At 61.1% G+C, this 13,168-nt stretch carries 11 protein-coding genes; 8 read left to right on the top strand and 3 right to left on the bottom strand.

Translation table 11 applies throughout. The annotated features are described in order from the left end of the window. The first annotated feature begins 209 nt into the window (after window positions 1-209). Entirely contained in the window at window positions 210-1,202 is a 993-nt protein-coding gene (locus QZ522_RS01385) for a response regulator (protein ID WP_294606673.1), read from the top strand. A gap of 81 nt (window positions 1,203-1,283) precedes the next feature. On the opposite strand, the gene QZ522_RS01380 is transcribed toward QZ522_RS01385, so the two are convergent. Then, window positions 1,284-2,060 carry a gamma-glutamyl-gamma-aminobutyrate hydrolase family protein gene (locus tag QZ522_RS01380; protein WP_294606671.1) on the bottom strand — a complete coding sequence of 259 codons (777 nt, stop codon included), beginning with the start codon at window positions 2,058-2,060 and terminating at the stop codon, window positions 1,284-1,286. A 456-nt stretch (window positions 2,061-2,516) separates the two neighbouring features. Between QZ522_RS01380 and pepN the strand changes: the two genes are divergently transcribed. Continuing rightward, window positions 2,517-5,069 carry an aminopeptidase N gene (pepN, locus tag QZ522_RS01375; RefSeq protein WP_294606669.1) on the top strand — a complete coding sequence of 851 codons (2,553 nt, stop codon included), beginning with the start codon at window positions 2,517-2,519 and terminating at the stop codon, window positions 5,067-5,069. A gap of 19 nt (window positions 5,070-5,088) precedes the next feature. On the opposite strand, the gene QZ522_RS01370 is transcribed toward pepN, so the two are convergent. Further along, window positions 5,089-5,598: a transglycosylase SLT domain-containing protein gene (locus QZ522_RS01370; protein ID WP_365353270.1), complete on the bottom strand. Its 510-nt coding sequence runs from the start codon at window positions 5,596-5,598 to the stop codon at window positions 5,089-5,091. 292 nt (window positions 5,599-5,890) lie between these two features. Between QZ522_RS01370 and QZ522_RS01365 the strand changes: the two genes are divergently transcribed. Continuing rightward, on the top strand, window positions 5,891-7,174 hold the full coding sequence (locus QZ522_RS01365; protein WP_294606664.1) for a hypothetical protein: 1,284 nt from the start codon (window positions 5,891-5,893) through the stop codon (window positions 7,172-7,174). Between the two features lie 6 nt (window positions 7,175-7,180). On the opposite strand, the gene QZ522_RS01360 is transcribed toward QZ522_RS01365, so the two are convergent. Next, complete coding sequence (locus QZ522_RS01360; RefSeq protein ID WP_294606663.1) at window positions 7,181-8,131, bottom strand: GlxA family transcriptional regulator; 951 nt, start codon at window positions 8,129-8,131, stop codon at window positions 7,181-7,183. A 79-nt stretch (window positions 8,132-8,210) separates the two neighbouring features. On the opposite strand from QZ522_RS01360, the gene QZ522_RS01355 reads away from it, so the two are divergent. The 5 genes from QZ522_RS01355 to QZ522_RS01335 are packed head-to-tail and all read left to right on the top strand — an operon-like array spanning window position 8,211 to window position 12,986. Then, window positions 8,211-9,125: a 3-keto-5-aminohexanoate cleavage protein gene (locus QZ522_RS01355; RefSeq protein ID WP_294606661.1), complete on the top strand. Its 915-nt coding sequence runs from the start codon at window positions 8,211-8,213 to the stop codon at window positions 9,123-9,125. Continuing rightward, window positions 9,122-9,886 (top strand): SDR family oxidoreductase, encoded by a 765-nt coding sequence (locus tag QZ522_RS01350; RefSeq protein ID WP_294606659.1) that lies wholly within the window; start codon window positions 9,122-9,124, stop codon window positions 9,884-9,886. Before QZ522_RS01355 ends, QZ522_RS01350 begins: the two co-directional genes overlap by 4 nt. Continuing rightward, a complete protein-coding gene (locus QZ522_RS01345; protein WP_294606658.1) occupies window positions 9,883-10,401 on the top strand; it encodes a lipocalin family protein in 519 nt (172 codons plus the stop codon). The genes QZ522_RS01350 and QZ522_RS01345 overlap by 4 nt, the downstream gene beginning before the upstream one ends. A 13-nt stretch (window positions 10,402-10,414) precedes the next feature. Next, on the top strand, window positions 10,415-11,824 hold the full coding sequence (locus QZ522_RS01340) for a carnitine 3-dehydrogenase (protein WP_294606656.1): 1,410 nt from the start codon (window positions 10,415-10,417) through the stop codon (window positions 11,822-11,824). A 1-nt stretch (window position 11,825) separates the two neighbouring features. After that, window positions 11,826-12,986 carry an acyl-CoA dehydrogenase family protein gene (locus QZ522_RS01335; protein WP_294606653.1) on the top strand — a complete coding sequence of 387 codons (1,161 nt, stop codon included), beginning with the start codon at window positions 11,826-11,828 and terminating at the stop codon, window positions 12,984-12,986. Window positions 12,987-13,168: the final 182 nt, after the last annotated feature.

Genomic DNA, 13,168 nt, shown 5'->3' with positions numbered 1-13,168 from the left:
ACCGCCTGCGACTACTGATTGCTCCGGACTGCTTTCAGGAGCCATCTTTATGTGCCTAAGAGATCTTTTTGTCTTCAAATTCCTTAAAGCAGCCATAATCCCCTTGTATATTCGCAATTGAAAGATCATGTTAAGATTGTTGTTCAATCTATGATATCAATCATAGGGGTATCAGTTCAGGGAGGTTAAATATCTTAGAAGGACATTAGATGCATATTCTCGCGGTCGATGATGAACAAAGTATTCTTGATCTGCTTCAGGCCTTTGTGGATGCAGTCGGGGACAACACGTTGGAAACAGCGCTATGCGCTACGGACGCGCTCGATCTGGTCGCACGATCGGATACAGCGCCATTTGACTGTTTTCTGTTAGACATTCAAATGCCCGGTACAGATGGAATCGAGCTCTGCAAGATTCTGCGCGACCGCCCCGAGCACCGGGAAACCCCCATCCTGATGCTGACCGCGATGTCAGATAAATCCTATATCGACCGTGCTTTCGCCGCAGGGGCGAATGATTACATTACCAAGCCTTTCGAGATCGACGAAATGCGGGGCCGCCTTGCATTGGTGGAAAATCTCGTCGTCAGCCGCAAAAAACTGATTAAAGATTCCGGCACGGCGTCCGTGAACTCTGGCACGGAAGCACTCAACGGAGTCATCATCGACTCACGGCCGCCTTTGCATGAACCGTTTCACATCAAGAATGTGGATGGGGTGATCGGACATCAGGCACTTGAAAACTATGTCTCCCTGATTTCGAAGAAAGAGCTCTTCGGATCATCTATTCTGGCGTTCAGCATTCGTGGCATACGGGACCTGTTCAAGCAAACCTCATGGTTCGAATTCGAATGTCTTGTGACAGATGTATCAGAAGCTATCGCGGCCTGCCTTGAGAACCATCAATTCCTGATCTCCTATGCCGGAAGCGGGACCTTCGTATGCATTCTGGAAGAGGGCTGGCTGCCGGATTCGGTTGAGCTGACCAACAAGGTGAACCTGATCCTTCAGCAAATGGCGTTGAGTTTCAACGACGGCAGGCCGATGAATGTGAGCGTCTCGGCAGGCGCTGTCATTCGCCTGGTCTGGAAATCCGGCGACAGGGCGGTTGATGCCCTCGCTCAGGCATACGAAAGCGCGGAAAGAGAAAGCCAGCGCTATGGAAAAAACCTGGAAGATTTCTGGTTCAACAGATCAGCCTGACGGCGTCGATAAATATGTGATCGTAGCGGCTCTTTCCTGCCCCTGACGCCGGGTTCCCGAACCTGACCGCCCTCTGAAACGTCAGGCGGTTTTCAGAACCGGCGTGCGCCGCCCCTCGGCCCAGGCCCGCACCGCATCGCCAAAAGCGGAAAACAGCGGGCGGCTGACCGGATCGTTGGCGGCGTTCCATTCAGGGTGCCATTGCACCGACAGGGTAAAACCGGGGGCACCGTCGATATAAAGCGCCTCGGGCGTCCCGTCAGGCGCATGACCGTCGATTACCACGCCATGGCCGGGGCGCACGACGCCCTGCCCGTGCAGCGTATTGGTCATCACCTCTTCGGCGCCCATCAGGCGATGAAACACACCGCCCGGCGCAAAGCGCACCTTGTGGCGCAGGGCAAACTGTTCGGCCATCGTGCCCTCGGGGGGCATGCGGTGATTGTCGCGCCCCGGCAGATCGCGGATTTCGGGGTGCAGGCTTCCGCCGAGGGCCACGTTCACCTCTTGAAAGCCGCGGCATATCCCAAGAAAGGGCTGCCCCCGTTCAAGACAGGCACGCACCAGCGGCAGGGTGATGGCATCCCGCGCGCGGTCAAATTTGCCGTGCGCCTCGGTGGCCTCTTCGCCGTATTCCTGCGGATGAACGTTCGGGCGCCCGCCGGTCAACAGGAACCCGTCACAGGCCTCAAGCAGTTCCGGAACACTGACAAACCGCGGATCGGACGGCACGATAAGCGGCATACATCCCGCGACATCCGCAACGGCAGAGGAATTGAGCGTGCCCCCTGCATGCATGGGATAGCGGTTTTCAATCACATATTCGTTGCCGATAATGCCTATGATCGGGCGTTTCATAGCTATTCTGTGCCTGCCGTTTCCTTGCCTCACATTAGAAATAAATATAGCGCCAAATTGAATAATAAAACCTCAAAGCGCGCACATGAAAATGCGGGTAACCGCAGAACTGCACAGAGTTTATGCACCGAATGTTCATCCTGAACTGCCAAGGGTGATCCGTGGGCGGCGCAAACGGGTATGGCCCCTGGTCATGCCCGGCCCCGTCACCGGCCATAGGCATCCCGGTCGGCCGGGGCTGCGGCGTCCACACCAGAGCACGGGCGGCGCCACCGTGCGGCGTGCCCCGCCGCCCGGTATCGCACAGAGGCAAATCACGCTTGCACCAACGGATGACGCCGCGTGCCATGGCCGCGCAAACACCCGGACGGGCAGACAGGAAAAGCCCCCATTGCAGCCCCGCGCGCCACGCCCTAGGGTCACGCGAAACGCCCCGCCCTCAAGGAGACGCACGCGATGAAAGATGCCGCCCCGCAACCGATCTATCTTTCGGATTACACGCCCCCCGCCTATCTTGTGGATCAGGTCCACCTGACCTTTCGCCTCTCTCCTGACCGGACCCGCGTGATCAGCAGAATCGGGTTTCGCCCCAACCCCGATGCGCAAGGGCGTGAATTTTTCCTGCATGGAGAGGGGCTTGAATTTATCCGTGCGATGATTGACGGCATGGAGATATCCCTCGACATCACGCCGGAAGGCTTGCGTGCAGAGGTGCCCGACGCGCCCTTTACCTTTGAGGCCGAGGTCGAGATCAACCCGGCCGCCAACACCGCACTGGAAGGGCTTTACATGTCGGGCGGCATGTATTGCACCCAATGCGAGGCCGAAGGCTTTCGCAAGATCACCTATTACCCCGACCGCCCCGATGTGATGGGCGTGTTCACCGTGCGGATCGAGGGCGACGCGCCGGTGATGCTGTCGAATGGCGATGCGATCACGCAGGGCGCGGGCTTTGCCGAATGGCATGATCCATGGCCGAAACCGGCCTATCTTTTCGCGCTTGTTGCGGGCGATCTGGTCAACCACCCGGATCGCTTTACCACCCGATCCGGCCGCGAGGTTGCCCTCAACATCTGGGTGCGCCCCGGCGATGAGGACAAATGCGCCTTTGGCATGGAGGCGCTCAAGAAATCCATGGCCTGGGACGAAGATGTCTACGGGCGCGAATATGATCTCGATATCTTCAACATCGTCGCCGTGGATGATTTCAACATGGGGGCGATGGAAAACAAGGGCCTGAACATCTTCAATTCATCCTGTGTCCTGTCCACGCCCGAGACCTCGACCGATGCGAATTTCGAACGCATCGAGGCAATTATCGCGCATGAGTATTTTCACAACTGGACCGGCAACCGGATCACCTGTCGCGACTGGTTTCAGCTTTGCCTGAAAGAGGGGCTGACGGTCTATCGCGATTCCCAATTCACCTCGGACATGCGCTCTGCCCCGGTCAAGCGGATCTCGGATGTGATCGACCTGCGCGCACGGCAGTTCCGCGAGGATAACGGCCCGTTGGCACATCCGGTGCGCCCGGCAAGTTTCGTCGAGATCAACAATTTCTATACCGCCACCGTCTATGAAAAGGGCGCCGAACTGATCGGCATGCTCAAGCGGTTGGTGGGCGATGCGGCCTACGCACAGGCGCTTGATCTGTACTTTGAACGCCACGATGGAGAGGCCTGCACGATCGAGGATTGGCTTTCCGTGTTTGAAGAGGTCACTGGCCGTGACCTGGCACAGTTCAAACGGTGGTACGAAGAGGCCGGAACGCCCCGGCTGAAGGTGACGGATGATTTCAGCGACGGCACTTATACCCTTCATTTTTCACAAGAAACACCGCCGACACCCGAGCAGGAAGAAAAACTTCCGCGGGTCATTCCGATTGCTGTTGGATTGCTTGGCGCCAATGGTGACGAGGTTCAGAAAACCCGCGTTCTTGAAATGACGCAGGCCAAGCAAAGCTTTTCATTCGATGGATTGGCATCGCGCCCCATACCTTCGATTTTACGCGACTTTTCCGCTCCGGTCATCCTCGAGCGCGAAACCAGCAATGCCGAGCGCGCCTTTCTTCTGGCGCATGATACCGATCCCTTCAACAAATGGGAGGCCGGGCGCGCCCTTGCCCGCGAGGGGCTGATCGCGATGGTCCGCGAAGGGGCCGCACCGGATGCGGCCTATCTCGACGCGATCAGGATGGTCGCCCGCGACGAAACCCTGGACCCGGCGTTTCGCGCTCTGGCGCTTGGCCTGCCGAGCGAGGACGAACTTGCGCAAAGCCTGCATGAAATGGGGCATACGCCAGACCCCCAAATCATCTGGCAGGCGCTTGAAGCGCTGCGCAATGCGCGCGCCGAGAACATCGAGGGGCTGGCGCGCGACCTTTATGCACAACATCAGGTTTCCGCCCCCTATCGCCCCGATGCCGATCAGGCCGGCGCGGGGGCGCTGGCCAATGCCGCTCTGGCAATGATCTCGCGCATGGACGGTGGCGCATTGGCGGCAAAGCAATTTGAAAGTGCCGACAACATGACCCAGCAACTGGCGGCCTGGTCCTGTTTGTTGCAGGCGGGCGCAGGCGAAGCGGCCACCAGGGCATTCTATGATCAATGGCAGGAAGACCGCCTTGTGATCGACAAGTGGTTCAGCCTTCAGATCGTGCATGCCAGCCCCGAGGACACGGCCGATACCGCGGCGCGCCTTGCCACTCATCCTGATTTCAACATCGCCAACCCCAATCGCTTTCGCGCGACGTTCGGCGCGCTGTCGATGTCACCGGCCGGCTTCCACCATGCCTCGGGCAAGGGGTATCGGGTGTTGGCGGATTGGCTGATCAGGCTTGACCCGCTCAATCCGCAGACCACGGCACGCATGTGTTCAGCGTTCGAGACCTGGCGGCGATACGACCAACAACGCCAGACATTGATCCGCACGGAATTGGACCGTATCCTGGACACACCGGGGCTAAGCCGGGATACAACGGAAATGGCCACCCGTATTCGCGGGGTCTGAGGGGGGTATTTTCCGGGCGCTAATCGACAGCCCGCGCCAGACGCGCAGGGCGCATGCGGGGGCGGACCGAGGACAGCGGCTTGCAATAGCTTTGCGCCCGCGTCCAGCGCTGCATGTCCCGACGTTTGCTCGCGCTGTGCAGCGGTCCCCAATCCGCAGCCACGCCGCGCATGCCCTCAGAGACGACGCCGTCACGCACAACCGTATGCGCCATGATCCGGACGGCACAGGACAGATTGTCCGGCCCATCCCGCAGCGCCTCCCCCGACCCGGCGCGGCATTTATACCCGCGCGCGGTGGCAGGCAGGATCTGCAAAAGCCCGAACCACCGCCCCCCGCCCCCGACGGCGCGCGGATCATATGTGCTTTCATGTTTTGCCAGGGCCGACAGAAAACCCACCCAGAATGCACGGCGGTTGGCATCGCTAGCCGCAGGATAGGAAGGGCACCAGTTTGCGATATCGCGCGGCACGACCCCTGTCAGCGCCGCCCCGTGAGCCTTGAGCGCAGACAAGGCGGCGCGGGTCAAAAGTGGCGCATCTGTGCGATGTTCCCACCTTGTGCGCGGAATGTTGCCGCCCCGTGCAGGTGGAGAAAGGGGCAATAGCACAGTCGCATCGCTTTCAGCGAGGCAGGATACCGGAAAAACCACAACGAAAACAAAGACCAAAAGCTTTTTCATTGTTCAAGTTTGCCCCGAGTCGCGCATCAAGGCAACGCCCAGTCGGCGCATCGGAATTTCCCTGCCTTCACCCAAGGCTTGCCCTCTTTTTGTCGAAAAGCAGATTCACAATAGGCTCGAATAGGAGCCCGGAGATGCCATGCCTTTCGAACCAATCGCAAAATCAGACAATTTCCCCCAGGACGATCGCCCTCGCAAGGGCCGTGACGGGCGGCTTTTGCCTGACCTTCTGGGGCTGTTACGTCGCAAGCCGCAAAAAGACATCGACAACCTGACCAAGCGGATTCTGCTGCCGTCGCTCCCGGTCACGGACGAAGAAATGGCCCGCGCCACCCATCAGGACAAAGGTCAGAAACTGGCCCGGCAGGAGATGTGGGAAGAGCTGGCACGCCTTATCGAATATGGTGATGGCGCGCGTCTGCGCACGCCCGGCGGCGAGAATGCCACGATGCTTTTGGCCTATGGCGCGCGCGCTGACGTGGTTGCGGCGGCAGAGGACGCATTGCATGACGGAGTAGAGCCGGACCCTTCGGGCATAAGTGCGCTTGAGGAGATGCAGGCGGAGCATCATGACAACTATGCCTGTGCCCTGATTGCCGCATTGACCCATATTGATATTGGCTGGGCCTGGCGGGCCAGCGCAACCGAACGGCGCACCGTCGAGCATGAAGCGCGGTTTCATCGTCATTTCAAGCGCGCCGATGAACTCCTGGCAAAGTTTGACGGGGTTGATCTTGACGCGCCATCGCTGGCCGCAGCGCAATGTGCGCTTTTGGCCGGGCGTCAGAAGCCGCGCTTGCGGGTGGCGGATGATTACGAGAAGCTTATCGACCTTGATCCCGACAGCCCGCGCCACATGCGGGCCCTTGGCGAGGCGCTTTTGCCGGCGCGCTACGGCAGTTACGAGATGCTTGACCTAGAGGCGCGCCGCACGGCCGCGCGCACCGGCGAGGTGTGGGGCGCAGGCGCCTATGCCTGGGTTTACCTTGATGCCCTGGCGCTTGATCCGGGGGCGCTTGAGCGGCTTGACTGCGACTTTTTCATTGACGGGCTGCGCGATATCGTTTCGCGCAAGCGCGACCAGCATGTGATCAACCAGCTCTCTGCCTTTTGCGGCATCGTAATGACCCCGCGCAGCGGCAAGGCGCGCCTGCCCTCGGGATCCGAGGCGACGCGGGCAAGGGTGCACGACTGTCTTGACTGGCTGCTGGAAAACCATCTGCATGAATTGCACCCGCTGATCTGGTCTCAGACCCTGCTCAATCCGGGGCTGACCCCGGCCCTGCCCTCGCGTCGCGCGCTTGTGGCCAAAGGGCGCCAGACCGCGCTTCGGGTGATTGCACAGCGCTTTTCCGAAGATATCGAGGACGGCAGTTCAATCGCCTTTTCCAGCTCCGGCATGTATCGCCTGCCCGCTCTCTGAGCGATCCTAGCCGGATTTGCGCAACTCACGCGGGCTGGCGCCATAGTGGCGCCGCATCGCGCGGGCCATGGCAGCGGGGGAATCATACCCGCACCGCAGGGCGATTTCGGCAATGCCAAGGCTGGTGCCCTCAAGCATCTTGCGCGCCGACGAAAGGCGCAAGTGCCGATAGACCGTGCCCGGCGGCGCCCCTAGTCCCGCGCGAAACCGCCGATCAAGCGTGCGTGCCTGACAGGACAGGCGCCGCGCCAGATCGGCCTGTGACAACGGGCGCTCAAGCGTATCACGCATCACCGTCAGGGCACGGCGGACAAGCGCATCGCCCACCGCCTGCCCCTCGCGGGCCGCACTGACCGGGGGGTCGCCGTGGATGAACATCGCCTCGACATCAAGGCGCACCGACAGCCCCAAGCGATCCGCAATAAGCCCAAGCATCAGATCAAGCGCCGACATCGCCCCGGCACAGGTCATATAGGGCCCATCGGTCAGGACCCGCGCCTGCGCCGCCTCTATGTCCAGAAACCGCTCGGTAAAGGCATCAAGCAGATCCCAATGCACCGTGGCGCGGCGTCCGTTCAGCAAGCCCGCCGAGGCCAAAAGCCAGGGCCCGGCATCAAGACCGACCACGTTTTTGGCGCGGGTCACGGCGGCGCGCAGGGCGCGGCGGGTGTCCGCGGTGTCGTGCTTGGTATGGGCATAGCTCGCTACAACGAACAGGTAATCACAGGCCTCAAGCGCCTTGAGCGGCTTATGCGGCACCACCTGCATCCCCGAAGAGGACAGGACCGGTTCGCCGGTTCGGGTCAGAATCTGCCAGTCAAAGCTTTGCCGCCGGGTCAGGGTATTGGCCGCACGTAGCGGTTCCAGGCAGTTGGCAAGGCACAGGTTTGAAAACTGATCAAAGATCAGGAAGGCGATGCTGACGGGCGCGTCAGGTGATTTTGTCCATTTAGGCATGATTTTTGTCTTTTACGGCAAGATATATAGCAGCACCAGCGCGCTAGGCTAGCCCGGAACACTATCCCCGGAGGACACCATGCCGCTTACCATGAACCGCGAGGTTTTCATCACCTGTGCCATCACCGGATCGGGGAGCACACAGGACAAGAGCCCGCATGTGCCGCGCTCGCCCGAACAGATCGCCAATAGCGCGATTGCGGCCGCCAAGGCCGGGGCTGCCGTGGTGCATTGCCATGTGCGCGATCCCGAAACCGGCGCGCCAAGCCGTGATCCTGGCCTGTTTCGCGAAGTCACCGACCGCATCCGCGACAGCGCCACCGATGTGGTGCTTAACCTGACCGCCGGGATGGGCGGCGATATCGTGTTTGGCGGGGTTGAAAATCCGCTTCCCCCGAAAGCGGCAGGCACCGATATGGCGGGCGCGACAGAGAGGGTCGCGCATGTGGCCGAATGCCTGCCGGAAATCTGCACGCTCGATTGCGGCACGATGAATTTCGCCGAGGCCGATTACGTGATGACCAACACCCCCGGCATGCTTCGGGCGATGGGCCGGATGATGACCGACCTTGGCGTCAAGCCAGAGATCGAGGCCTTTGACACCGGCCACCTCTGGTTTGCCAAACAGCTTGTCGCCGACGGCATTCTGGAACCCGATGCGCTTGTGCAGTTGTGCATGGGGGTGCCGTGGGGTGCGCCGGATGACCTCAACACCTTCATGGCGATGGTCAACAACGTGCCGGATAACTGGACATTTTCCGCCTTTAGCCTTGGCCGCAACCAGATGCCCTATGTGGCGGCCAGCGTTCTGGCCGGGGGCAATGTGCGGGTCGGGCTTGAGGATAACCTGATGCTGGATCGCGGCGTTCTGGCGACCAACGCACAGCTTGTCGAACGCGCCGTCGGAATTATCGAAAACCTCGGTGCGCGGGTGATCGGCCCGCAAGAAGTCCGTGACAAGCTGCGCCTCACCAAACAGGCACCGCGCGGATGAGCATGCGCGTTCTGATCACCGGCGGCGCGTCGGGGATCGGGCTTGGCCTTGCCAAACGCTTTGCGGCGCGCGGTGACCGGGTGGCGATCTGTGATGCCGATGGCGAGGCGGTCGCCCGCCTCAGGGCCGCCCATCCCGATTTCATCGCAACCCAGGCCGATGTCACCGACGAGGCCCGGATGGAGGGGTTTTTCGCTGATGTGGAACAGGCATGGGGCGGCGTCGATGTGGTCTGCGCCAATGCGGGCACCGGCGGCCCTGCGGGGCGGATCGAGGATCTGGACTATGACGCATGGCGCGCCTGTCTTGACGTGAACCTGTCGGGCACCTTCCTGACCTGTCGATGGGCGGCACGGGTGATGCGTGCACAGGGCAATGGGTTGATCCTGATCACCACGTCGACCGCAGGGCTGTTCGGCTATCCGCTGCGCGCACCCTATGCGGCGGCGAAATGGGGTTTGGTCGGCCTGACCAAGACCCTCGCGATGGAGCTTGGTCCAGTCGGGGTACGCGTCAACGCGATTGCACCGGGCGCGGTCGAGGGCGACCGGATGGACCGCGTCGTGGCGATGGAAGCGGCGGCAGGCGGCAAAACCCAAGACGAGGTGCGCGCGCAATACGTCAAGGGCGTGAGCCTGCGCAGTTGGGTCGATGTCGATGATCTGGCGGATATGGCGTTGTTCCTCGCCTCGCCTGCCGCACGCAAGATTTCGGGGCAGGTTCTGGCGGTGGACGGGCATACGGAAACCCTTGTGCCATGAGGGTCTGTGTCGCTTTGGCCTTCGGGAGTCTGGTAGCGGCCTGCGCCGCACCGGAGGCTGCGGGCTATCGCGACACCTCACGCCCGCTGACCTATACCAGCCGCAGCGATGTCAGCCGCCTGGCGGGTGCATGGCACCTACGCGGCCATTATCCCGGTGACGAGGGGCTAAGGCAGGTCAGCTATCTGCGTGATAGGCAAGGCCATGAGGCTTTTGAACTGGTTGTTCGCGCCTGCGCGGCCAATGGCGATTGCGAGGGTGCCGGCGAGGTCTGGCAAGCCAAACCGCTTGGTCCCAACCGCTGGCGTCTTACCGATCCCAAGGGTGGCGCGGCGCGCGATCTCTGGGTGATCTGGGTCGATGAGGGCTATCGCACCGCCGCCATCGGCGCGCCGGATGGGGGCTATGGCTGGGTACTGGATCGAAGCGTCAAAGGTGGTGCTGACCGGATCACGGCCGCACGCGAGGTTCTGGATTTCAACGGATATGACATCGGCGCAATGATCCAGCGCTAACAGGAGTGGAAAAATGACGAAAACAGCGGCAATTATCGGCGGCGGCGTGATCGGCGGCGGATGGGCGGCGCGGTTCCTGCTCAACGGCTGGGATGTGCGGGTGTTCGACCCCGACCCGGAGGCCGGGCGCAAGATCGGCGAGGTGCTTGGCAATGCGCGCCACGCGCTTCCGATGCTTTACGATGTGGCCCTGCCCGCCGAGGGCACCCTGAGTTTTCACGACACCATGTCAGAGGCCGTCGCGGGGGCATCATGGATTCAGGAAAGCGTGCCCGAGCGCCTCGCCCTCAAGCGCAAGGTCTATCAGACCCTTCAGGAGCATTGCGATGCCGATGCGATCATCGGCTCGTCAACCTCTGGCTTCAAGCCGTCGGAGTTGCAGGGCTGCGCCACGCGCCCTGAACAGATCGTGGTGACGCACCCCTTCAACCCGGTCTATCTCTTGCCGCTGATCGAACTGGTGACCACCGAGAAAAACAGCGCCGACCTGGTGACCCGAGCCAGCGCCACATTGACGGCGCTTGGCCTCTATCCTCTTCATGTCAAAAAGGAAATCGACGCACACATTGCCGACCGCTTCCTTGAGGCGGTGTGGCGCGAGGCACTCTGGCTTATCAAGGACGGTATTGCCACCACTGAGGAGATCGACAACGCGATCCGCTTTGGATTCGGCCTGAGATGGGGGCAGATGGGCCTGTTCGAGACCTACCGCATCGCCGGGGGCGAGGCCGGGATGAAGCATTTCATTGATCAGTTCGGCCCCTGCCTTCAATGGCCCTGGACCAAGCTGATGGATGTGCCGGAACTGACCGAAGAGTTGACCCAGATGATTGCCGATCAGTCCGATGCGCAATCGGGCCACCTGAGCATCCGAGAGCTTGAGCGCAAGCGCGACAACAACCTGATCGCAATGATGCGCGCCCTTCGCCAACAAGGCAACGCCGCCGGTCGGCTGATCAACGAGCATCAGGTGACGTTCCGCCCCGCCCTTGAGGATGGCCCGCCGATCGTAAGTGCGCGCCGCGTCATTCCGGCCGACTGGACCGATTACAACGGCCATATGAACGAGGGCCGATATGGGCAGCTGTTCAGCGATGCCGCCGATGCGGTGATGACCCATGTCGGCGCCGACGCCGCCTATATAGAGGCAGGTAACAGCTATTTCACCGCCGAGACCACGATCAGGTTCCTGTCCGAGGCACAAGCCGGCGAACACGTCACCGTCGAAACCCGCGTGACCCAGGGCGAGGGAAAGAAACTGCGCTGCTATCACGAGATGAAGCGCGAAAGCGATGGCGCGGTTCTGGCAACCGCGGATCAGTTCATGCTGCATGTGAACCTCGAAACGCGCCGCTCGTGCGATCCCCTGCCCGGGGTTCTGGCGCGGGTCGAGGCGCTGGCCGCTTTGCACAAGGATAAGTGATATGAATTTCGGACTGAGCGACGAACAGGAGATGATCGTCAAAGCGGTGCGCAGCTTTGTCGAGAACGAGATCTACCCGCATGAAGCCGAGGTCGAGCGCACCGGCGAGGTACCTGCGGAGGTGGCCGAACGGATCAGGCAAAAGACGATTGATCTTGGGTTTTATGCCTGCAATTTCCCCGAAGAGGTGGGTGGCGCGGGCCTGAATCATCTTGAATTCGCACTGGTCGAGCGCGAACTGGGGCGCGGGTCGATGGCGCTCAACCACTTCTTTGGCCGCCCGCAGAACATTCTGATGGCCTGCGAGGGCGAACAGCGCGAGCGTTACCTTCTTCCGGCGGTGCGCGGCGAGCGGATGGACGCGCTTGCGATGACCGAACCGGGCGCCGGGTCAGATGTGCGTGGTATGAAGTGCAGCGCCCGGCGCGAGGGGGGCGATTGGGTTCTCAATGGCACCAAACATTTCATCTCGGGGGCCGACCATGCCGACTTCCTGATCGTCTTTGTCGCCACCGGCGAGGATCAGACACCGAAGGGCCCCAAGAAACGGATCACCACCTTTCTGGTTGATCGCGGCACGCCAGGCTTCACGATCCGGAACGGATATGAATCCGTGAGCCACCGGGGCTACAAGAACATGATCCTGGAATTCGACGATTGCCGTCTGCCCGATGCCCAGGTGCTGGGCGAGGTCGATGGCGGCTTTGCAGTGATGAACGAGTGGCTCTATGCCACCCGGATCACGGTTGCCACGATGAGTGTCGGGCGCGCGCGGCGCTGTTTTGACTACGCGCTGCACTATGCCGCCGAACGCGAACAATTCGGCCAGCAGATCGGTAAATTCCAAGGGGTCAGCTTTCAGATCGCCGATATGATCACGGAAATTGACGCCGCCGACCTGCTGACCCTCAACGCGGCCTGGCGGCTGGATCAGGGCCTGCCCGCCAATCGCGAAATCGCCAGCGCCAAACTCTACGCCTCGGAAATGCTGGCGCGGGTCACCGATGCCACTCTACAGATCTATGGCGGCATGGGGTTGATGAACGATTTCCCCATAGAGCGTTTCTGGCGCGATGCACGGGTCGAGCGGATATGGGACGGAACAAGCGAGATTCAGCGCCACATCATAAGCCGCGACCTGCTTCGCCCCTTGGGGGCCTGAGGCAATGGCAGTCCAAAAGAGAGCTAATGCCTCCGGCGGGGATATTTGGAGCAAGAAGAAAAGGGGAGGCCGCAAAGCCCCCCCCGGTGAAAAGGTCATGCCTCTTCTCCTTGCACGGTCATCGGCGTCCCCGCCTGTACCGTACCTTCAACTTGACGGTCCTCGGTTAATATCGCGTTACT

This window comes from uncultured Roseovarius sp., from assembly GCF_913054395.1.
GTDB lineage: Bacteria > Pseudomonadota > Alphaproteobacteria > Rhodobacterales > Rhodobacteraceae > Roseovarius.
This window is presented reverse-complemented; position numbering and strand designations above follow the sequence as displayed.